At 74.0% G+C, this 20,148-nt stretch carries 18 protein-coding genes and 3 tRNA genes; 15 read left to right on the forward strand and 6 right to left on the reverse strand.

Features of this window, described 5'->3' with window-relative positions; translation table 11 throughout:
* Nucleotides 1–83 precede the first annotated feature (83 nt).
* On the forward strand, nt 84–731 hold the full coding sequence (locus tag SXIN_RS14645) for a LytR C-terminal domain-containing protein (RefSeq protein ID WP_095757082.1): 648 nt from the start codon (nt 84–86) through the stop codon (nt 729–731).
* 72 nt (nt 732–803) lie between these two features.
* On the opposite strand, the gene upp is transcribed toward SXIN_RS14645, so the two are convergent.
* Entirely contained in the window at nt 804–1,439 is a 636-nt protein-coding gene (gene upp, locus SXIN_RS14650) for a uracil phosphoribosyltransferase (RefSeq protein WP_019707466.1), read from the reverse strand.
* Nucleotides 1,440–1,633: 194 nt separating this feature from the next.
* Here upp and SXIN_RS14655 point away from each other — a divergent pair, with 194 nt between their 5' ends.
* The 8 genes from SXIN_RS14655 to SXIN_RS14685 all read left to right on the forward strand — a co-directional run bounded on the left by SXIN_RS14655 (nt 1,634) and on the right by SXIN_RS14685 (nt 6,168).
* Nucleotides 1,634–1,831, forward strand: a complete 198-nt coding sequence (locus tag SXIN_RS14655) for a hypothetical protein (RefSeq protein WP_019707465.1) — start codon at nt 1,634–1,636, stop codon at nt 1,829–1,831.
* Nucleotides 1,832–2,041: 210 nt separating this feature from the next.
* Nucleotides 2,042–2,572 (forward strand): tRNA adenosine deaminase-associated protein, encoded by a 531-nt coding sequence (locus SXIN_RS14660; protein WP_095757083.1) that lies wholly within the window; start codon nt 2,042–2,044, stop codon nt 2,570–2,572.
* Between the two features lie 37 nt (nt 2,573–2,609).
* Nucleotides 2,610–3,146, forward strand: a complete 537-nt coding sequence (gene tadA / locus SXIN_RS14665) for a tRNA adenosine(34) deaminase TadA (RefSeq protein WP_095757084.1) — start codon at nt 2,610–2,612, stop codon at nt 3,144–3,146.
* A gap of 71 nt (nt 3,147–3,217) precedes the next feature.
* Nucleotides 3,218–3,302, forward strand: a tRNA-Ser gene (locus SXIN_RS14670).
* Between the two features lie 213 nt (nt 3,303–3,515).
* Nucleotides 3,516–3,680 (forward strand): hypothetical protein, encoded by a 165-nt coding sequence (locus tag SXIN_RS31530; RefSeq protein ID WP_019706288.1) that lies wholly within the window; start codon nt 3,516–3,518, stop codon nt 3,678–3,680.
* 75 nt (nt 3,681–3,755) lie between these two features.
* Complete coding sequence (locus SXIN_RS14675; protein WP_019706287.1) at nt 3,756–4,049, forward strand: Dabb family protein; 294 nt, start codon at nt 3,756–3,758, stop codon at nt 4,047–4,049.
* A gap of 274 nt (nt 4,050–4,323) precedes the next feature.
* Nucleotides 4,324–5,154 (forward strand): RNA polymerase sigma factor SigF, encoded by an 831-nt coding sequence (locus SXIN_RS14680; protein WP_019707463.1) that lies wholly within the window; start codon nt 4,324–4,326, stop codon nt 5,152–5,154.
* Between the two features lie 180 nt (nt 5,155–5,334).
* Entirely contained in the window at nt 5,335–6,168 is an 834-nt protein-coding gene (locus tag SXIN_RS14685) for an RNA polymerase sigma factor SigF (protein ID WP_019707462.1), read from the forward strand.
* A gap of 245 nt (nt 6,169–6,413) precedes the next feature.
* Here the strand turns inward: SXIN_RS14685 and SXIN_RS14690 are convergent, their stop codons facing one another.
* Nucleotides 6,414–6,611 (reverse strand): hypothetical protein, encoded by a 198-nt coding sequence (locus SXIN_RS14690; protein WP_019707461.1) that lies wholly within the window; start codon nt 6,609–6,611, stop codon nt 6,414–6,416.
* Nucleotides 6,612–6,898: 287 nt separating this feature from the next.
* Between SXIN_RS14690 and SXIN_RS14695 the strand changes: the two genes are divergently transcribed.
* Both SXIN_RS14695 and SXIN_RS14700 read left to right on the forward strand, forming a co-directional pair.
* Nucleotides 6,899–7,390, forward strand: a complete 492-nt coding sequence (locus SXIN_RS14695; RefSeq protein ID WP_019707460.1) for a MarR family winged helix-turn-helix transcriptional regulator — start codon at nt 6,899–6,901, stop codon at nt 7,388–7,390.
* A 103-nt stretch (nt 7,391–7,493) separates the two neighbouring features.
* Nucleotides 7,494–9,170 carry an MDR family MFS transporter gene (locus SXIN_RS14700; protein WP_475360451.1) on the forward strand — a complete coding sequence of 559 codons (1,677 nt, stop codon included), beginning with the start codon at nt 7,494–7,496 and terminating at the stop codon, nt 9,168–9,170.
* A 55-nt stretch (nt 9,171–9,225) separates the two neighbouring features.
* On the opposite strand, the gene SXIN_RS14705 is transcribed toward SXIN_RS14700, so the two are convergent.
* Entirely contained in the window at nt 9,226–10,281 is a 1,056-nt protein-coding gene (locus SXIN_RS14705) for an amidohydrolase family protein (RefSeq protein ID WP_095757086.1), read from the reverse strand.
* A 286-nt stretch (nt 10,282–10,567) separates the two neighbouring features.
* Entirely contained in the window at nt 10,568–11,215 is a 648-nt protein-coding gene (locus SXIN_RS14710) for an FMN-dependent NADH-azoreductase (RefSeq protein ID WP_019707458.1), read from the reverse strand.
* Nucleotides 11,216–11,335: 120 nt separating this feature from the next.
* Here SXIN_RS14710 and SXIN_RS14715 point away from each other — a divergent pair, with 120 nt between their 5' ends.
* Nucleotides 11,336–11,824, forward strand: coding sequence for a MarR family winged helix-turn-helix transcriptional regulator (locus tag SXIN_RS14715; RefSeq protein WP_019707457.1), 489 nt, complete (start codon nt 11,336–11,338; stop codon nt 11,822–11,824).
* Nucleotides 11,825–12,094: 270 nt separating this feature from the next.
* The gene (locus SXIN_RS14720) at nt 12,095–13,294 is read left to right on the forward strand and encodes an IS481 family transposase (protein ID WP_019707456.1); all 1,200 of its coding nucleotides are present in this window, start codon (nt 12,095–12,097) and stop codon (nt 13,292–13,294) included.
* Nucleotides 13,295–13,330: 36 nt separating this feature from the next.
* Here the strand turns inward: SXIN_RS14720 and SXIN_RS14725 are convergent.
* Both SXIN_RS14725 and SXIN_RS14730 read right to left on the reverse strand, forming a co-directional pair.
* A tRNA-Arg gene (locus SXIN_RS14725) sits at nt 13,331–13,403 on the reverse strand.
* 190 nt (nt 13,404–13,593) lie between these two features.
* Nucleotides 13,594–13,683 (reverse strand) — tRNA-Ser (locus tag SXIN_RS14730).
* Nucleotides 13,684–14,179: 496 nt separating this feature from the next.
* On the opposite strand from SXIN_RS14730, the gene SXIN_RS14735 reads away from it, so the two are divergent.
* On the forward strand, nt 14,180–14,665 hold the full coding sequence (locus SXIN_RS14735; RefSeq protein WP_019707455.1) for an SSI family serine proteinase inhibitor: 486 nt from the start codon (nt 14,180–14,182) through the stop codon (nt 14,663–14,665).
* Between the two features lie 372 nt (nt 14,666–15,037).
* Nucleotides 15,038–20,023, forward strand: coding sequence for a PAS domain-containing protein (locus SXIN_RS14740; RefSeq protein WP_095757087.1), 4,986 nt, complete (start codon nt 15,038–15,040; stop codon nt 20,021–20,023).
* The last annotated feature ends 125 nt before the right edge of the window (nt 20,024–20,148 follow it).

The raw sequence follows: 20,148 nt of genomic DNA on the forward strand, positions 1-20,148 counted from the left end.
CTGTTGCCCCTTTCGGGTTGAGGGGCCCGCCACACATTGATCCTTTAGTAGGCAGAAATGACAGCCCGCACTACGCTGCGCCCATGAGCATGCTCACTCCTCCCGGCATGGGCGGGAAGTACCGCATCACGGGCAACCGTTACCCCCGTATGCGCAGGCCGCGGCACCGCCGCGTCGTTCTCGCGGCGATCGGCGCCACCGCGGCCGTCGCCCTCATCGGGTGGGGCACGCTCCAGGTCGTCGACATCTTCACGGGCGCCGGCGGCAAGGCCCGCGCGGCCGCCGGCAACAAGAACTGCGCGGTGAGCCGCCAGGCGAGCGCCTCCCCCGCGCCGAAGCCGAGGGTGCTGCCGAAACCGGGCGAGATCACGGTCAACGTCTACAACGCCACCACCCGCGCCGGGCTGGCCAAGAAGACGGCCAAGGCGCTGGAGAAGCGCGGCTTCACGATCGGCGAGGTGGACAACGCCCCGGCCGCGTACGACAAGAAGGTCGAGGACACCGCGCTGCTGCTGGGCGCGCCCGCGGCGGAGAAGGGCGCGTTCGAGGTGCTCGGCGCCCACGTCACCGATTCCCGCTCGAAGCAGGAGAAGAGCCGCAAGAAGCCGGCCGAGGTCGACTTCATCATCGGCAAGGCCTTCACCGGGCTGGCGCCGGAGAAGCAGGCCGTCGAGACCGTCACCGCCCTGGTCAGCCCCTCGCCCAGCCCCTCCGCCACCCCGAAGTGCTGAACGGGCCGCCGCCGGACGCGGCGGAGCCCGCCACCCCGTGAGGTGACGGGCTCCGCCGCGTGGGTTTGGTGATCAGCCCGCGGTGCCGTACATGCGGTCCCCCGCGTCGCCGAGGCCGGGCACGATGTAGCCGTGCTCGTTCAGCCGCTCGTCCACCGCGGCCGTCACGACCGTGACCGGGGCGCCGTCCAGCTCCCGCTCCATCAGCTTCACGCCCTCGGGCGCCGCCAGCAGGCAGAGGGCGGTGACGTCGTCCGCGCCCCGGGTGATCAGCTCGTTGATCGCCGCGATGAGGGTGCCGCCGGTCGCCAGCATCGGGTCGAGGACGTAGACCTGGCGCCCGGAGAGGTCGTCCGGCATCCGGGTCGCGTAGGTCGAGGCCTGCAGCGTCTCCTCGTTGCGGAGCATGCCGAGGAAACCCACCTCGGCGGTGGGCAGCAGCCGCACCATGCCCTCCAGCATCCCCAGCCCGGCCCGGAGGATCGGCACCACCAGGGGGCGCGGATGGGAGAGCCGTACCCCGGTGGTCGCGGTCACCGGGGTCTCGATGCCGGCCTGTTCCGTGCGCACATCACGGGTGGCCTCGTACGCGAGCAGGGTCACCAGTTCGTCGGCGAGCCGCCGGAAGGTGGGGGAGTCGGTGCGCTTGTCGCGCAGTGTGGTGAGTTTGTGCGCCACCAGCGGGTGGTCGACGACGTGGATCCGCATGGCACCGACACTAACCGCTCCCCGGCCGGGCGTGCGCCGCGCGGGCCCCCGGCGCACGCCCGGCCCGCCCGCCCGCGTCCGGTCGCATCAATATCCGCGCGCGGGGAAAGTGGGAGGAATACCCCCGGGCCACGGGGCCCGGGACCGGCACCGCCGTCCGGGCGGTGCCGCGAGCGGATGGGGATGGTGTCTGCATGGCGGACCGCGACCGGGGAACCGACGAGGCCTCGCCCGCGACCGCGGCGGAGTCCGCCGCGGAGCGGCGCCGGCGCCGTGCCCAGTTCCTGCGCGAACTCCACGAGGCCCGGGAGCTCCGCGACCGGGTGCAGCCGCGGCGCGCCCGCGCCGCCCGGATGCGCCAGCAGATGCGGATGCGCACCTTCCGCTGGTGAGCGGAGCCGGACACGCCGCCGGCGGCCCTTCCCCTCTTGGCATTTCAGGGCAGCCCCGAACCGTCTCGATCAGGCTCGATAAGAGACCGATCACAGGACTGGTACACGACGCACAGTCGAAGACCTCTCACAATGGCGTTGTTTCTGCCACGATTCCGAGTGGACGGGACAGCGGAACAGCCGCGCCCGGTACGGCCCCGGCACACGCCTATGACCAGTGGGAGAGTCACGGTGTACTTCGCCGCACTGCTCGCGCGCACCGAAGACGGGTGGGAAGCGAGCGACACAGAGCTCGACGATGTGGAGTCCCTGGCCGATCTGATGGATCTGGCCCGAGGGGCATCGACCGACGACGACACGGTGATCGCCTTCATCGAGCAGGAGGACGCCTGGTTCGGCCTCCTGCGGGTCGACGGCGAAGAGGATCCGCGCATCTTCATCTCCGACGGGGCGGCCGCCGCCCGCAGCTCGTACGGCGAGATCATGCTCACCGACGAACTGCTCGGCAGGGACCCGGACGACCTCGACGACCTGGTCGACCTCGACGGCACCGAGGACGGCGAGCCGGACGACGACGAGGAGACCGCCGACGACGGCGTGCCCCCCGGCCCGATCGGGGACTCGCTGATCCTCGACGACCTCGGGATGCCCGAGAGCGAACTGCTCGCCCTGGACGCGGACGCGCTCAGCTCGATCGCCGACGCGCTCGGCTGCGTGGACGTCCTGGAAGCGGTCCGCTGAGGAGCGGCCCGCCCCGCCCCTGCCCGACACTGTCCCCATGGACCCCACCCCCTCCCCGGCCGTCCGGACCGGACGCCCCGGCCCGGACGGCCGCCCCGAGCCCCCGCACGACCCGGTACGGGACCGCTGGCGGCCCGCCATGCGCCTGGCCCTGGCCGAGGCCGCCCGTGCGCCGGAGACGGGTGACGTCCCGGTGGGCGCCGTCGTCCTCGGCCCGGACGGGGCCGTACTCGGCCGCGGCCGCAACGAGAGGGAGGCGGCCGGCGACCCGACGGCGCACGCCGAGGTGCTCGCGCTCCGCGAGGCGGCCCGCGCCCGCGGGGAGTGGCGGCTGTCCGGCTGCACCCTCGTGGTGACCCTGGAGCCCTGCACCATGTGCGCCGGCGCCGCCGTCCTCTCCCGCGTCGACCGGATCGTGTACGGGGCGCCCGACGCCAAGGCGGGCGCGGCCGGGTCGCTCTGGGACGTCGTACGGGACCGCCGGCTCAACCACCGCCCGGAGGTGATCGCCGGGGTGCTCACCGAGGAGTGCGCCGCCCCGCTGACCCGCTTCTTCCGGGGCGGAGAGCCCTGACGGGCCCGTCCCGCCCGCCGCACGGGGAACCGGATTTCGATCCCGGGGCCGCCTCCGCTAAGCTCTCTCCCGGTAGCGTGTCCGAGCGGCCGAAGGAGCTCGCCTCGAAAGCGAGTGTGGCGCAAGTCACCGAGGGTTCAAATCCCTCCGCTACCGCTCTTCGCGAAGGGCCCCGCCGATCCGGCGGGGCCCTTCGCGCGTCCCGTTCCGGCCCTCTCCGCGCCCGTGGGTATCCGCAGGCCACCGGCCCATTGCCCGGAGCCGCAAGATCGCCGTACGCTCTGGCCCCGCACCGGCGTTCGGGCGCTAGACTCACGCGACTGCTCAGGGGGCAGCACGCTCGGCACCGGGGCAGGGAGGCGGTTCGTCATGGCACAGGCGAAGAAGATCGGGATGTACCTGCTCATCGTCTTCGTGCTGTACACGATCATCACCTCCCCCGACCGGGCCGGTGAGCTCGTCCAGATAGGCTTCGACGGCATATCCACCGCCGCCCAGGGCGTCGGTGAGTTCATGTCCCGGCTGGTCAACTGAGCCGGACGGTACCCGGCCGGGGCCCCCGCCCGCCCCGTGAGCCCTGTGCCCTGTGAGCCCCGCGAGGAGCGTCCCGTGATCCGCCATCTGGTCCTTTTCAAACTGAACGAGGGCGTGCGGCGCGACGACCCGCGCGCCGTGGCCGGCGCCGAGGCGTTCCGGGAGCTCGGCGGAGTGATCCCGGAGCTGGAGTTCTGGGAGTGCGCCTGGAACATCGCCGACCGGCCCATCGCCTACGACTTCGCCATCAACTCCGCCGTGGCCGACGCGGACGCCCTGCGGCGCTACCTCGAACACCCGGCGCACCAGGCCGCCGCGGCAATGTGGCGTGAGTTCGCCACCTGGGTGATCGCCGACTACGAGTTCTGAGCCCGGCTCCGGCCGCGGGCGGCCCCTCACCCACCCCGGGTGAGGGGCCGCCGCCGTACCCGGGCCGGCCCCGAACACCCCCGGGGCGCGCCCGTGAGCGGCCGGGAACCGCCCGGGCGGCCGCTCCGCGCGGCGCTTCCGCGCGCTCCTCACGGGCCGCGCCGACGGCCCAACTTGCCACGGACACGGCAGTATCCGGTGCTTGCACACGACGCGCATGTCTTGTGATGCTATGACCGCTTTTGCCGGATGATGAACTCTGTGAAGGGGTGGCATGACCGCTTCGGCTCGCACCGCGCCCGCGACGCCCTTCCGGAGCGGCATCGGCCGATCCCGCGAGAGCCGCGGGGCCGACACCCGCGCCCTCACCCAGGTCCTCTTCCAGAAGCTCTCCGGACTGACCCCCGGCACCGCCGAGCACGCCCGGGTGCGCACCGCCCTGATCGAGGCGAACCTGCCGCTGGTGCGCTACGCCGCCGCCCGCTTCCGCAGCCGCAACGAGCCCATGGAGGACGTGGTCCAGGTCGGCACCATCGGCCTGATCAACGCCATCGACCGGTTCGACCCCGAACGCGGCGTCCAGTTCCCCACCTTCGCCATGCCGACCGTCATCGGCGAGATCAAGCGCTACTTCCGCGACAACGTCCGCACCGTCCACGTACCCCGCCGGCTGCACGAGCTGTGGGTCCAGGTGAACGGCGCCACCGAGGACCTGACCGTGCTGCACGGACGCTCCCCCACCACGGCCGAGATCGCGGAGCGCCTGCGCATCCCCGAGGAGGACGTGCTCGCCTGCATCGAGGCCGGCCGCTCGTACCACGCGACCTCACTGGAGGCGGCCCAGGAGGGCGACGGTCTGCCCGGTCTGGTCGACCGCCTCGGCTACGAGGACCCGGCGCTCGCCGGGGTCGAGCACCGCGATCTGGTGCGGCATCTGCTGGTCCAACTGCCCGAGCGGGAGCAGCGCATCCTGATGCTCCGTTACTACAACAATCTGACGCAGTCGCAGATCAGCGCGGAGCTGGGGGTCAGTCAGATGCATGTGTCACGACTGCTGTCGAGGAGCTTCGCACGCCTGAGGTCCGCCAATAGAATCGAGGCGTAACCGGGACGAGTGGCCATTCCTGCGCAGATAAATCGACTTGGCACTACAGCGCGTTGCCGACATGTGACATTCTGCAGGAACTGTGTTTGCCGTGGCGCCGCCTCCGGTATTCAGGTGGAGGCTGGTTCTCCTCTTCCGCGAGGATGCCGCTGCGACTCGTCCGCAACCCAAGGGGGTGGCATGTCCGTAGAACTGGGCAGCTCGAAGGTGCTCACCAATGACGCACCGCATGTGTTTGACGACTGCGCCGCCATCGACACCCGCACCCTCTCCCGCTCCCTGTTCCTGCGGCTCGCCCTCCTCGACCAGGACAGCCCCGAGCGTGCCTACGTCCGGGACACCCTGATCGAGCTGAACCTCCCCCTGGTGCGCTACGCCGCCGCCCGCTTCCGCAGCCGCAACGAACCCATGGAGGACATCGTCCAGGTCGGCACCATCGGCCTGATCAAGGCGATCGACCGGTTCGACTGCGAACGGGGCGTGGAGTTCCCGACCTTCGCGATGCCGACCGTCGTGGGAGAGATCAAGCGCTTCTTCCGGGACACCAGCTGGTCGGTGCGGGTCCCGCGCCGGCTCCAGGAGCTGCGGCTCGCGCTCACCAAGGCGAGCGACGAGCTCTCGCAGCAGCTCGACCGCTCCCCGACCGTCCCCGAGCTCGCGGCCTGCCTCGGTGTCTCCGAGGAGGACGTGGTCGACGGCCTCGCGGTGGGCAACGCCTACACCGCCAGCTCCCTGGACTCGCCCGCCGCCGAGGAGGACGGCACCGAGGGCTCCCTCGCGGACCGCCTGGGCTACGAGGACACGGCGCTGGAGGGCGTCGAGTACCGGGAGTCGCTGAAGCCGCTGCTGGCCAAACTCCCGCCCCGGGAGCGCCAGATCATCATGCTCCGCTTCTTCGCCAATATGACGCAGTCGCAGATCGGCGAGGAGGTCGGCATCTCCCAGATGCACGTCTCCCGGCTGCTCACCCGCACCCTCTCCCAGCTCCGCGAGGGCCTGGTCTCGGAGGAGTGACCCACGCCGGCCCCCGGGGCCGGTGACACGTACGTACGCACGGACGGCCGCCGCGGCGCAGGGAAGCGCCGCGGCGGCCGTCCGTGTGGTGCGGAGGGTGAGGGGCGGGACGGGCCCGCCGAGCGCGTCCGCCGGGTGCTCCCGGCACGGCTCCGTACGCGGATTCGCGCCGGGCCGTACCGAGCGGCGCGGACGGCGCGCCCCGACCCGGGAGTGAAGGGGCCCGGGGCCGGGGCCCGGGCGGCTCAGGACATGGCGAGCCAGGCCACCCCGGCGATGATCGCGATCGCGGCGACGACGCCGACGATCAGTCCGACGCGCGGCCCGGAGGCGGCGGGGGCGGGCTGCCGCTGCGGAGCGCCCTCGTCGACGAAGGCGCGGAACATCTGGGTGCTGCCCGCGGGGTCCGGCTGGTGCGCGGGGCCGTGAGGGTTGTTCGTCATGGGGCGGACCCTAGCGAACCACCGGCCGCGCCCCAACCCCCGGGGCGGCCCGGGGCCGCCCGCCGCCGGGCCGCTCCGGGCCGGCCGCGCCCGGGTGCCCGGCCCGTTTCGGGGGACGGCAGCCGCTTCCCGCCGGAACACCGGCGACAGCACACGGCAGCGCCCGGCAGGCGCACGACGCCCGGGCGGCAGTCTTTCCGCTTCCTTTACCCGGATCACCCGTTATGAACTTGCCTTCAGCAACCAACAGACTTACCGTTGCCTTGAGCAACTACCCGGGAGGATGCGTGGCGGAGCTGAGCCACTTCGAGGAGCTGGCCCGCCGGCTCGGCGGCGTCGAGGCGGTGAAGCGCGCCCTCTCCCGCGCACTCCCGCCGGACTGCCAGCCCGCCTCGACCACCGTGCTCGCGCTGCTCCACCACCACGGGGAGATGCGCATGAGCCGTCTCGCAGAACTGCTCGGCATCGACATGTCGGTGACCAGCCGGCACGTCGCCCATGCCGTCGACCGCGGCTGGATCGACCGCGCGCCCGACCCGCTCGACAAGCGGTCCCGGCTGCTCAGCCTGAGCCCTCGCGGCCGCGAGCTGCTCCGCGGGGCCTCCGCCCGCAGCGCCGCGGCCCTCGCCGAGGCCCTGGCGGACTGGTCCGACGAGGACGTCGAGCGCCTGAACGAACTGCTGGCCCGGCTGCGGGCCGACTTCGGCACCACCTGCCGGGCCCGTGGTGAGCGCCACCAGCACGCCCCGGCTCTCCGCACCACTCCGCCGTCACCGTGATCCCCGAAACCCCGTGAGGAAAAGGAAGCGCATGGCCACCACCCCGCCCGCCGGTGTGCGGAGGGACGCCCCCACCGGCTCGTCCGCCGGAGACACCCCGCCCATGACCCACCGGCAGATCATGGAGGCGCTCTCCGGGCTGATGCTCGGCATGTTCGTCGCGGTGCTGTCGTCGACGATCGTCTCCAACGCCCTGCCGGAGATCATCTCCGACCTGGGGGGCGGGCAGAGCGCGTACACCTGGGTGGTCACCGCGTCGCTGCTCACCATGACGGCGAGCACCCCGCTCTGGGGCAAGCTCGCCGACCTGGCGAGCAAGAAGACCCTGATCCAGCTGTCCCTGGTCGTCTTCGTGCTGGCCTCGGCCGGCGCGGGCCTCGCACAGAACACCGGCACCCTGATCGCCTTCCGGGCGGTCCAGGGCCTGGGCATGGGCGGCATGGCCGCGCTGACGCAGATCGTGATCGCCGCGATGATCTCGCCCCGCGAGCGCGGCCGGTACAGCGGCTACCTCGGGGCCACGTTCGCCGTCGCCACCGTCGGCGGACCGCTGATCGGCGGCGTCATCACCGACACCTCGTGGCTCGGCTGGCGCTGGTGCTTCTACGTCGGTGTGCCGTTCGCCGTGGCCGCGCTGATCGTCCTGCAGAAGACCCTGCGGCTGCCGGTCGTCAAGCGGGACGTGAAGGTCGACTGGGCGGGCGCCTCGCTCATCGCCGCGGCCGTGTCGCTGCTGCTGATATGGGTGACCCTCGCCGGTGACACGTACGCCTGGGCGTCCTGGCAGACCGCCGTCATGGTGGGCGGCTCGATCCTGCTCGGGCTGGCCTTCGTCCTCGTCGAGTCGCGGGCGAGCGAACCGATCATCCCGCTGCGCCTCTTCCGCAACCGGACCATCACGCTGACCTCGCTCGCCAGCCTCTTCGTCGGTGTGGCGATGTTCGGCGCCACCGTCTTCCTCAGCCAGTACTTCCAGCTCGCCCGGGGCGAGTCGCCCACGATGTCGGGCGTGCTGACGATTCCGATGATCGCGGGCCTGTTCCTCTCCTCGACCGTCTCCGGTGTCCTCATCACCCGGACCGGCCACTGGAAGCGCTGGCTGGTGACGGGTGCCGTCCTGCTCACGGCGGGCCTCGGCCTCCTCGGCACCATGCGGCACGACACCGCCTACTGGCAGCTCGCCGTCTCCATGGCCGTGCTCGGGCTCGGGGTCGGCATGATGATGCAGAACCTCGTCCTGGCCACGCAGAACCAGGTGGAGCCCGGCGACCTCGGCGTGGCCAGCTCCGTCGTCGCCTTCTTCCGCTCCCTCGGCGGCGCCATCGGCGTCTCGGCGCTCGGCGCGGTCCTCGGCCACCGCGTCGCCGGCTACGTCCGCGAGGGCCTGGCGGGGATCGGCGTCCGGCAGTCCGGCGACGGCGGCGGCATCCCCGACCTGGACACGCTCCCGGCGCCGGTGCGCGCGGTCGTCGAGAGCGCCTACGGACACGGCGTCGCGGACATCTACCTCTACGCGGCCCCGGTCGCCCTGGTCGCGCTGGTGCTGACGCTGCTGATCAAGGAGGTACCGCTGAGGACGACCGGCGGCCTCCAGGAGGCCGTCGCCCGGCGGACGGCGGACGAGACGGCGGCGGCCGGCCCGGACACCGGGAAGACGGCGCCCCGGACCCCCGCGGGAGCCGGAACCACCACGGACGCCGGGCCAGCGAGCCCCCTCGCCGCGGCGGGCAGCCACCGGGCCTGCGCCGCGGCCTCCCCGCCGGACGGAAAGAACGGCTGACGGCGCCGCCGCGCACCCCCGCGCGGAAGGGTCCCGGCGCGGTCGGCCCCGCGGTTCACGCGCCGCCCGCTCCGGGCTCCGCACGCCGCCGCTCCGCCCCGCCGCCCTCGCGCCGCACCGGCGGAGCCGCGGGGCCGGCGGGGCGGATGCCGAAGTCGCGGGCGGCGTTGTCGTGGCAGACCGCGCGCAGCCAGTCGTCCCCGAGGCCGAGCCGGGCCAGCGCGCGGAGGGCGTGCGCGTACGGGTAAGGGATGTTGGGGAAGTCGGTGCCGAGCAGCACGCGGTCGCCGAGCGCGGCCAGCCGGGGGAGTTCCGGGAGGGGGAAGGGGCAGATCTCCTCGGAGAAGTCCGTGAACGCCATGGTGGTGTCCAGCCGCACCCCCGGATGGCGCTCGGCGAGGTCCAGGAAGTCCGCGTACTCGGGCATGCCCATGTGCGCGACGATCAGGCGCAGCCGCGGGTGGCGGGCGAGCAGCCGGCCGACCGGCCCCGGGCCGGTGAACCTCCCCGGGACGGGCCCCGAACCGCAGTGGATCACTACGGGGACGGCGGCCTCCGCCAGCAGCCCCCACACCGGGTCGAGCAGCGGGTCGTTCGGGTCGTACGCCCCCACCTGAAGGTGTGACTTGAAGACGCGGGCACCGCCTTCGACGGCCTCCCGCACATACCCCCCGGCCCCGGGCTCGGGGAAGAAGGTCGCCGAGTGCAGGCAGTCCGGTGTGCGGCGGGCGAAATCGGCGGACCAGGAGTTGAGCCAGGCGGCCATCCCCGGCTTGTGCGGATAGAGCAGCGAGGTGAAGGCGCGCACCCCGAAGGCCCGGAGCAGGGCCGTGCGTTCCTCCTCCGTCCGCCGGTAGGTGATCGGCCAGGGCCGCCCGGTCAGCGGCCCGGCGGCGTCGAAGTGGGCCCAGACCTTGCGCAGCACACGCTCGGGCATGAAGTGCGTGTGGACGTCGATCAGCCCGGCCAGCCCCAGCTCCCGCCGGAACCGGGCCACCTCCCGCACCTCCGCCCCGCCGCCCTCCCCCGGGCTCTCCTCGGCGGGCGCCCCGCTCCCGGCCGGGCCGGCGCCCCGTCCGGCGTGCCTCGGCGGCTCAGTCCTCCCGGTCATACGGCATGCTCCCCGGCTCGGCGGTCACGGAGCCGCCAGTATGCGCCGCGGGTCTGCCCGGCAGGTGTGGGAGGGGCATCTGATCCGGACGGCAGCCGTGGCCTCGCCGGTCCGACGCGGCCACGTGCACCGGGAGCCGATGCGGATCCATACCGTTCACCTTCCTCGCTTGTCGTTCACCATCGGTCCGATGCGGAGGGGCCTTCTCGGAGCATGCCCCGATCGGCCGGGCACCGGACCGACCGGCCCGGTGCCCGCATCGGATGCCGTGCCGGCGACGCGCGCCTCAGACCGGGCTGGGCAGGGCGCCGAGCGCGCGGCCGGCACGGTGGGCGGACTCCAGTGCTCCGGCGTGCATCTGCGCGGCCTGGTCCTTGAAGGAGTCGAGGGCGGGATTGACGCCGACGAGGGTGAACTCGCGTTCGACCACGGTGAGGTCGGCGCCCCAGTGGTCGGCGATGATGCGCCGCAGGTACGGCGTGGAGTGGTCCCAGCCCTCCCGCGGCGTGCCCGGGCCGTACGCGCCGCCGCGGACGGTGGCGAGGACCACGGGCTTGCCGCCGAGGAACCGCTCTCCGGCCGCCCGCGGGTCGGCGCAGACGAGGTCGATGTACGTCTTGAAGTGCTGGGAGACGCCGTAGTTGTAGAGCGGGACGCCGAACAGGACCGCGTCGGCGGCGATCAGTTCGTCGACGAGCGCCGCCGCCAGAGCGACGGCCTCCCGCTGTTCGGCGGTGCGCTCGGACTCCGGCGTCATGCCGCTGGTCACGGCCGCGGCCCAGGCAGTGGCGGGCAGGGTCTCGACGCCGATGTGGCGGCTCACGACCGTGTCCCCGGGGCGGGCGGCGAGCCACTGCTTCTCGACTATGTCCGCGATCTCGCGGCTCGCGGAGTCATGCGTGCGGATGCTGGCATCCAGCCGGAACAGGGTCACGGCCCCTCCTCGGATCGATTGGTTCAAGCTTGAAGTCACCATAACACCTCAACTTCAAGCTTGAACTGAACTAGGGAGGTTGTTACTTCACTCGTGAAGCGAACGGCTACGCTGAGCGGCATGCAGGACGAACCACGGTGGCTGTCCAGCTGGGAGCGCGAGGCCTGGCTGGCCCTGGCGGGCCTCATGCTGAAGCTCCCCGGCGCCCTGGACGCCCAGCTCCTGCGTGACAGCGACCTCACGCTCTTCGACTATCTGGTGCTCAGCTCCCTGTCGATGACACCCGGGCGGACCATGCGGCTCAGCGACCTGGCCCAGCACACCAGCAGCTCACTGTCCCGGCTGTCGAACGTCGTCAAGCGGCTGGAGCGGCGCGGCCTGCTGCACAGGGAGCCCGATCCGGACAACTCCCGCTACACCGTCGCGGTACTGACCGACGCCGGCCTGCAGCGCGTGGTCGAGGCGGCTCCGGGGCACGTCGCGGCAGTGCGCCGCTACGTCATCGACGGGCTGACCAAGCAACAGGTCGAGGTACTGCGCGAGGTGGCCTGCCACGTGACCCGGCAGGTCGACGGAGAACCGGAGAAGCCGCCGGAGACGCCATCGTGACGTGAGGGCCGGCCCTTCAGCTCACCAGCGGCGCCACCGCGAGGACCAGCCCGTTCCGCCCCTGCTCCTGCGCGGGGATTCCGCCCCACCCGTGCCATCCGGCAGCGAGGGCCGGTCCCGGCGGCTGTCGCTTCACTGCCTACGGCACGCGAAAGCCCCCCGGATGATCTCCGAGGGGCTTCTGAGCTGTGCGCGCTCGGCAGTGTGCTCGCTCAGGACATAGGAAACGGGTGTCTCAAGAGATAGGAAACATTCGCGAGTCTGGCGGCTGTGTCGAAGGCCAGACTGATCATCACCGCTGTTGTCGTCGAAGGACGGTCCCAGGCCGAGGTGGCCCGGGCCTACGGGGTCTCCAAGGGGTGGGTCTCAAAGCTCCTCGCCCGCTACCGCATCGAGGGCGAGGCGGCGTTCGAGCCGCGCTCCAGACGGCCGAAGACCTCACCGACCGCGCTCGACACCGAGACCGTCGAGCTGATCCTCCGGCTCCGCAAGGAGCTGACCGGGCAGGGCCTGGACGCCGGCCCGGAAACCATCGCCTGGCACCTGGCCCACCATCACCAGCGCGCCGTCTCCCGGGCCACCATCAGCCGCTACCTGACCCGGCACGGGCTCATCACCCCCACACCCGCCAAACGGCCCCGCTCGTCCTACATCCGCTTCCAGGCCGCACTGCCCAACGAGACCTGGCAGGCCGACTTCACCCACTACCGCCTCACCGATCCAGCCGGCACCGACACCGAGATCCTCACCTGGCTCGACGACTGCTCCCGCTACGCCCTGCACATCACCTGCTGGCAACGGGTGACCGGCCCGATCGTCGTGAACACCTTCCGCCGGGCCACCGCCGCCCACGGCATACCCGCCTCCACCCTCACCGACAACGGCATGGTCTTCACCACCCGCCTCTCCGGCGGCCGCGGCGGCCGCAACGCCCTGGAACACGAACTGCGCCGCCTGCACATCACCCAGAAGAACGCCGCCCCCAACCACCCCACCACCTGCGGCAAAGTCGAACGCTTCCAGCAGACGATGAAGAAGTGGCTACACGCCCAGCCCGACCAGCCCGCCACCCTCCCCCGGCTACAAGCCCTGATCGACCACTTCACCCACGCCTACAACCACCAGCGCCCCCACCGCTCCCTGCCCCACCGCGCCACCCCAGCAGCGATCTACACCACCCTGCCCAAAGCCCTGCCCGCCCACAGCCGCGACGCCGACACCCACACCCGCGTCCGCCACGACCGCATAGACCAATCCGGCCTGGTCACCCTCCGCGTCGGCGGCAGACTCCACCACATAGGCATCGGACGAACCCACGCCCGAACCAGCGTCATCCTCCTCGTCGACGACCTCCACGTCCGCATCGTCAACGCCACCACCGGAGAACTCCTGCGCGACCTGACCATCGACCCCACCCGCGACTACCAGCCCCAGCACCCCACCAACACGACGAAACCCCCGAACCCGTAGGTTCGAGGGTTTCCGATGTCTTGAGACATCACAGTGCGCGCTCGGCAGGATTCGAACCTGCAACCTTCTGATCCGTAGTCAGATGCTCTATCCGTTAAGCTACGAGCGCTTGCTTTCCGGCGTTTCCTGCCGGTCGGCGTTGCGGGAACAACATTACATGACCCGTCGCGTGAGGCGAAATCCATTGTCCGGACCTCGCCCGACCTGCGGAAACAGCCGTTCGGGGCCCTGGCGCGGACCTGCCGGGACGACGGAAGCCCCGGCCGTCGGCCGGGGCTTCGATGATCCTGGGGATCGAGCGGAGGCTCCGGGATTTGAACCCGGGATGGGGGGTTACCCCAAACCGCATTAGCAGTGCGGCGCCATAGACCAGACTAGGCGAAGCCTCCACAACCGCCCGCGTGAGCGCGAGTGGCGTGTGCAGATGATGGCACAGCCTCATGGGCTGTCACCAATCGGACCCCACGGTACTCGGCGCGCGGGCCTCAGGGCAAAGCCCTTACCGGTCCGCACCGGCTCCCCGGAGCACGGGACACCGCGGAGACGGCCGCTCTCCCGCACCTCCCGCCCCCGCTTCCGGCCACGCTGTTTCCGGGCGGGGCCGGCCGTCCCCCGCTCCGCGCACCGGTGTCCGGGCCCGGCGCCCCCGAGCGCCCGGCACCCATACGCCGCGCCCGCCGAGAGCCCCCGCTCACACCGGGCGTGCGCCCCCCGCGTGGATCAGCTCGTACGTACGGACGCGGCCGGATTGCGCAACGCAACGGCGCCCTCAGCGTTAGGAGAGACGAGGCCGGTGGGTTCTGCCGGACCCGTCCGCCCCGGCGGGGACGGCGCGAGAGGCACCGTCCCTTCCCCCTCGCCGTCCACCACACCCCAGGAGACCCCATGCCGCTCCGCCGTCTCGCCGCCGGCGCGCTCTGCGCGCTCGCACTCCTCACCGCCGCCCCCGCCGCCAGTGCCGGCGCGCCCCCGTCCCCGCCGTCCCCGCCGTCCTCTCCGGCCGAGCCGGTGGACGGGTACCGCGTGCCCCCGGCCGGGGAGGACCGGCTGACCATCCTCGTCCGCGACGGCGGCGGCGACCGCGTCCTGGAGGGCGCGTACTCGCTCGACTGCCACCCGCCGGGGGGCACCCATCCCCGGGCGCGGGCCGCGTGCAAGCGGCTGGACGAGCTCACCCGGTACGGCAGGAACCCGTTCGCGCCCGTCCCGCCGCGCTCCGACTGCACCATGATCTACGGCGGTCAGGCCACCGCCCGGATCACCGGCTCCTGGGCCGGACGTCCGGTGAACGCCCGCTACAACCGCGTCAACGGCTGCGAGATCGCCCGCTGGAACCGCCTCCGCCCCGTCCTTCCCGGCGTGGGCCACTGACCGGGGCGGCCGGACCCGGCCGGACCGCCTGCGTCCGGAAACCGTCAGCCCCGGGAACATCCGGGGACACGGAACCGGAGGCACCGCAAGGGGAGCGCGGGCGGCTCCGCACGGGCCGCCCGCCGTCCCCGCCCCAAGCCGTCCGGCGCCCGCCGGCGGCCTCCGCGGAACCGGCCGGGCACGATCGCACGTCATATGTCCGGTCTACGCGGACCTGGACCGACCAGCACAAGGTCAACTTCTCCCCTCCCCTCATCCACCGCCGACCGCCGGGCGGCTGCCCGTAGACTCCCTCTAGTGACAGACCGCGGGACGCGCGCCACGATGTCCGGGGCTGTCGGCAATACGCGGTAACAGGAAGGAAGCGCCGTCGTGAGCAGCAGGCCATCCCGAGGCGCTGCTCGCCTCGCCGCCATACTCGACGCACTGCCCGACGCCCTGTTGCTGGTCAACTGCAACGGCACCGTCGTCAACGCCAACACCATCGCCCTGGAGACCTTCGAGTCGCCCGGTACCGCGCTCGTCGGCCGCGGTCTGCTCGACCTGCTGCCGTCCTTCGACTCCAAGCGCATCCCCGGTTCGATGCGCCGCCCCGACGAGGACGACGAGGGCCGCACCAAGCCGACGCGGATGCTGGCCCGGCGCACCGACGGCAGCGAGTTCCCGGTCGAGGTGACCAGCGCGAACCTGGAGGACGGCCGCACGCCGTACGAGTCCGCGTTCGAAGCGGCCTACGCCGACCACCACCACTACACCGGTGACGAACTGCTGATGCTCGTCGTCCGGGACCTCACCGGCACCCTCGACACCGAAGCCGAACTGGCCCGCCAGCAGCGCCAGACCGAGATGATCCTGCGCGCGGCGGCCGAGGGCGTCATCGGCGTGGACGGCGAGGGCCGGGTCGTCCTGGTCAACCCCGCCGCCGCGCAGATCCTCGGCTACCGCGCGAGCGACCTCGGCGGCAAGGAACTGCATCCGCTGATCCACCATTCGCGCGCCGACGGCTCCCCGCTGCCGTTCGAGGAGACACCGCTCGCGGGCACGCTCAAGTCCGGGCTGAAGCACCGGATGCGCGGCCAGGTGCTGTGGGCGAAGGACGGGCGGCCGGTGCCCGTGGACCTCACCACCGCGCCGGTGCGGGACGGCGACCAGCTCGTGGGGGCCGTCCTGGCGTTCACCGACCGGCGGCAGTACGACGCCCTCGCCGCCCGGCACGCCCAGCTGCTGGCCGTCCTGGACCAGTCGCTGCGCGGGCCGCTGGACCAGCTCAGCGGTGAGCTCGGCGGGCTCGCGGCCGACCCGGGCGGACAGCTCTGGCCCGAGGCCAACCAGATCCTGCACCACCTGGCCGCCGGATACTCCCGGATGACCACCCTCGTCGACAACGTCCTCGCCTATCAGCGGCTCGACACCGGCAAGGAGAAGCTGCGGCGGGAGCCCGTCTCGATGGACGCGGTCGTCGCGGCCGGTGTCGAGGGCGCGGTCGAGCTGATCGGCCCGGGGCGCGCGCAGTTCGCGGTGCACGCCCCCGCGATCGAGGCGGAGGTCGACGGCGAGCGGCTGGCCACGGCCCTGGCGCATCTGATCGCGGACGTGGCGGGCGTCGACTCCACGGGCAACACGATGGCCGGGGGCGGCTCCGGCGACTCCACGATCGTCGTGGCCGCCGCCCAGCGCGGAGAAGTCGTACGGATCGAGGTCCGCGGCCCGTACACGGCGGGCGACCCCGTGCACGGGCCGATCGTGCGCGGCATCGTGCGGCGGCACGGCGGTGTGCTGCAGACCCACGAGGTGCCGGGGGTGGACGGCAGCGCGTACGTGCTCGAAGTACCGCTCACCGCCGATGCCGGTTCCGCCGTCCGGCCGCAGGGCGACGCCGACCGCGACCGGGAGGGGGAGACGGCGGCCACGGTCATGCCGGTGCCGACGGCCCCCGCGCGCGGCACACCGGACGCGCCCGGAGCCCCCGGCATGCCGAACGCGCGGGCGAGCGCTCCAGCATCCGAAGCCGGTGGCGCCCCGGTCACGGACGGCACGGCAACGGCACCGGCCGGCGGCGCCCCGGGCGGCGGGCCCGCGGAGAGCGGTCCGGGCGACGGCGCCGGCACCGCACCCGGCGTTCCGGGGCCGGCCCGCCCCCGTCGCGGCCCGCGCCGGGAGATCGGCGCGGGCCCGCAGACACCCGCGCGCGCGACGGCGCCCGCGCAGGATGCCGCGCGCCCCCCGGCGCAGGCCCCCCCGGCGCCCCCCGCCGGCCGGCGGGCCATGCCGGCCCTGCCCCCGGCCGCGGGCGACGCCGCCGGGCAGCAGGGCGGAACGGCCGCGGCCGAACTGCGCCCGGTCGGCAACGGCCTCCCCTCCCCCGGCGGACCGGCCGCTCCGGCCGGTCCCGCGGCGCCGGGGCAGCCCGCGGCACCACCGCCGTCCGGTGACGCGGCGGACCCGGCCGCTGCCGCCGCCCGGCCCACCGGCCGGCGCCGCGGTCGTCCCAGCCCCGCCGAGGAGCAGCCCGGCGCGGGTGGTGTTCCCGCGGCCCCCCAGGCGGAGCCCGCCGCTCCGCAGGGCCGGCGGGCCCGCCACGGCGGGCCCCCTGCCGCCGCACCGGGCGGCGCCGGTCCGGCCGGACCGCAGCAGGGGCGGCCCGCCCTACCCCCGGCCGCACCGGCGCCCGCGGCCGCTCAGCCGTATCCGCAGCCCGGCGGAGAGCACCCGAGCCCTCCTCCCCACCAGGCCGCGGTGGCGACGGCGCACGCCGAGTGGCCGGTGCCGCGGGAGAACGTGACCGGCGAGGACGACTACGCGTCCGCGGCGCCCCAGGCCCCGTCCGCGGAGAACGCTCCGCAGCAGAACCCGGCGGGCCGTCGCGCCCGCCGGGTCCCCGGACCGGCCGCCGAACCGGGCACCGGGGAACCCGTGGCCGGTGCCGGTACGGGCTGGGGCGCGCAGGCCGCGCCCGGCCCGGCGGCCCTGCCGCGCCCGGCACAGCCCCAGGACGCGCCGGTCCCCGCCGGACGGCCGCAGCCCGGCGGCGGAACCGCCGCCCCCGCGGCGCAGAGCGGCGCCCTCCCGCAGCAGAGCGCCGGTGCCCCCGCGGGCCGGCGTGCCCGCCGTGCCCTCGCCCCGGGCGACCGGCCGATCCCCGAACAGCCCCAGCCGCAGGCCCAGCCCCCGTCGCAGCCCCAGCAGCCGGTGTCCGGGCGGGCACAGCCCGCGCCCCAGGGCCGGCCCGGAACCGCCGAACCCCCCGCCGCACGGCAGGCGTTCGCGCTGCCGCCCGCCGACGCGGACCGGCAGCCGCCGCCCCCGCCCTCGGGCGCCCCGGCCGTCGCCGTCCCGGTGCCACCGGGTCCGGCGGGCTCCCCGCCCACCCCTGCCCCCGGTGGCGGTGCGGGCGGCCCGCAGCCGTACGCACCGGAGAGCGCCGGCGGGCAGCCGTACGCCCAGGGCACACCCGCCGCCGGTCCCGGGCAGCAGCCGCGGCAACCCCAGCCGTCACGGCCCCAGCCCGCGCAGCCGTACGAGCAGGAGGCGCACGGGCAGCTCCCTGCCGGGGCGGACCAGGACCACACCCCTCCGCAGCCGCACCCGCTTCCCACCGGACGCCGCCGCGCCCGTCCCGCGCCCGGCGCCGGACAGCCCGTGCCGGGCGGCACACCCCCGGCTCCGCAGCCGGCCGCCGCGTCCACCGGGCAGCAGCCGCAGCCCGGTTGGGGCACCGACGGCCGGGGCGGCCACCCGGCCGCGCCGGCGGCCCCGGCACCTGCCGCCGCCCCGGGCCCCGCCGCGCCGGCGCCCGCCCAGGCACCGGCGTACCCCGGCGGCTGGGGTACGGACGGACGGGGAACCGCCGCGGCCGCCGAGCCCGCGGGCGGACAGCAGCGGACCGGTACGCATCCGTACCCGCCGCGGCCCGCCCCGGAGGGCGCCGCCCCGCCGCCCGGCGGCCCCGCCACCACCGGCCGCCGTGTCCAGCCACCCCAGCGGACGGCCGACGGGCCCGCACAGCCCGCTCAGCCTCAGCCCGCACAGCCCGCACAGCCCGCTCCGGCGCGGCAGGCGGCGCCGGAACCGGCACCCCGGCAGCAGACACCGGCGCCTCACCAGGCGCCGCCACCGCCGCAGACACCGCGGCAGCAGGCCGTACCTCTCCGGCAGCTGCAGCAGCCCGCGCAGCCACAGCAGACACGGCCGCCGGTCACCACCGCCCAGGAGGCGGACACCACGCAGGGGCGCTCCATCAGCGTGCGCACGCTCGGCCAAGGTGTGCCGTTCGTCCAGCAGATCGCCGAGCGCAGCCGGGCGCAGCAACAGCCGCAGACCTCTCCCCAGCAGCCGTCCCCGCAGGCCGTCCCCCAGCCCGGCGGCCGGCGCCGCAAGCTGGCGGCCCCGCCGGAGACGGAGCCCACCGCGGGGACGCCCGCCGCCGCGCCCCCACCCGGGCGCCCCCGGCAGCAGACCGCCCCGCAGCCGAACCCGCAGCAGCCGCCCCGGCTCCTGGACTCGCAGGGTGACGGCCGCGCCTACGCGATAGGCGCTCCCCAGGAGGGTTCGGAGGGCCCGGAGCCGCTGGACGGCCCGAACGGCGCGGTCGACGTCACCGACGCGCAGACCGGTCCGCCGCTCGACGACGAGCTGCCACCGGAGCCGCTGGACAATCCGCGCCGGCTGCTCGTCTGGCCGGTTCCCGACGTGGGCACCCAGCAGGCGCTGAGCGACCGCGGCTACCGCCCGGTCATCGTCAACTCCCGCGAGGAGGTGGACGCACAGATCGCCGCCTACCCCGCGGCGCTCTTCGTCGACCCGCTGACCGGGCCGATCACCCGGACCGCGCTGCAGTCGCTGCGGGCCGCCGCGGTGGCCGCCGAGGTGCCCGTACTCGTGACGGCCGGTCTCGGACAGGCCACGCGGGAGGCCGCCTACGGGGCCGACCCGGCGGTGCTGCTGAAGGCTCTCGCGCCGCGCGACAGCGAACAGCACCCGCCGCGTGTCCTGCTGATCGAGGAGCGCGACGCGATCGCGGGCGCCCTGACGGCGACACTGGAGCGGCGCGGCATGCAGGTGGCGCGCGCCGTCTCGGACGCCGACGCGGTGACACCGGCGGCGCAGATGCGGCCGAATCTGGTGGTGATGGACCTGACGCAGGTGCGCCGCCGCCGGGCCGGCATCGTGGACTGGCTGCGCGCGAACGGGCTGCTGAGCCGCACCCCGCTGGTCGTCTACACCTCGGCCGGTATCGACCCGGCGGATCTGCAGCTGCTGAGCACGGGCGAGACGGTGCTCTTCCTGGCCGAGCGGTCGACGAGCCCCGAGGTGCAGGACCGCATCGTCGATCTGCTGGCGAAGATCGGCGCCAACTGACCGGCCGAACCCGGTTCCCGCTCCGAGCGGGCCGCCCGGCCCGGCGGCCGCGCCCGTTGCCGTTGCCGTGTCCCCGAGGCCGCTTCCCGACCGGCGCCCGGGGGATCCCGCGACGGCCCCGACAC

It is taken from the genome of Streptomyces xinghaiensis S187, assembly GCF_000220705.2.
Classification (GTDB): domain Bacteria; phylum Actinomycetota; class Actinomycetes; order Streptomycetales; family Streptomycetaceae; genus Streptomyces; species Streptomyces xinghaiensis.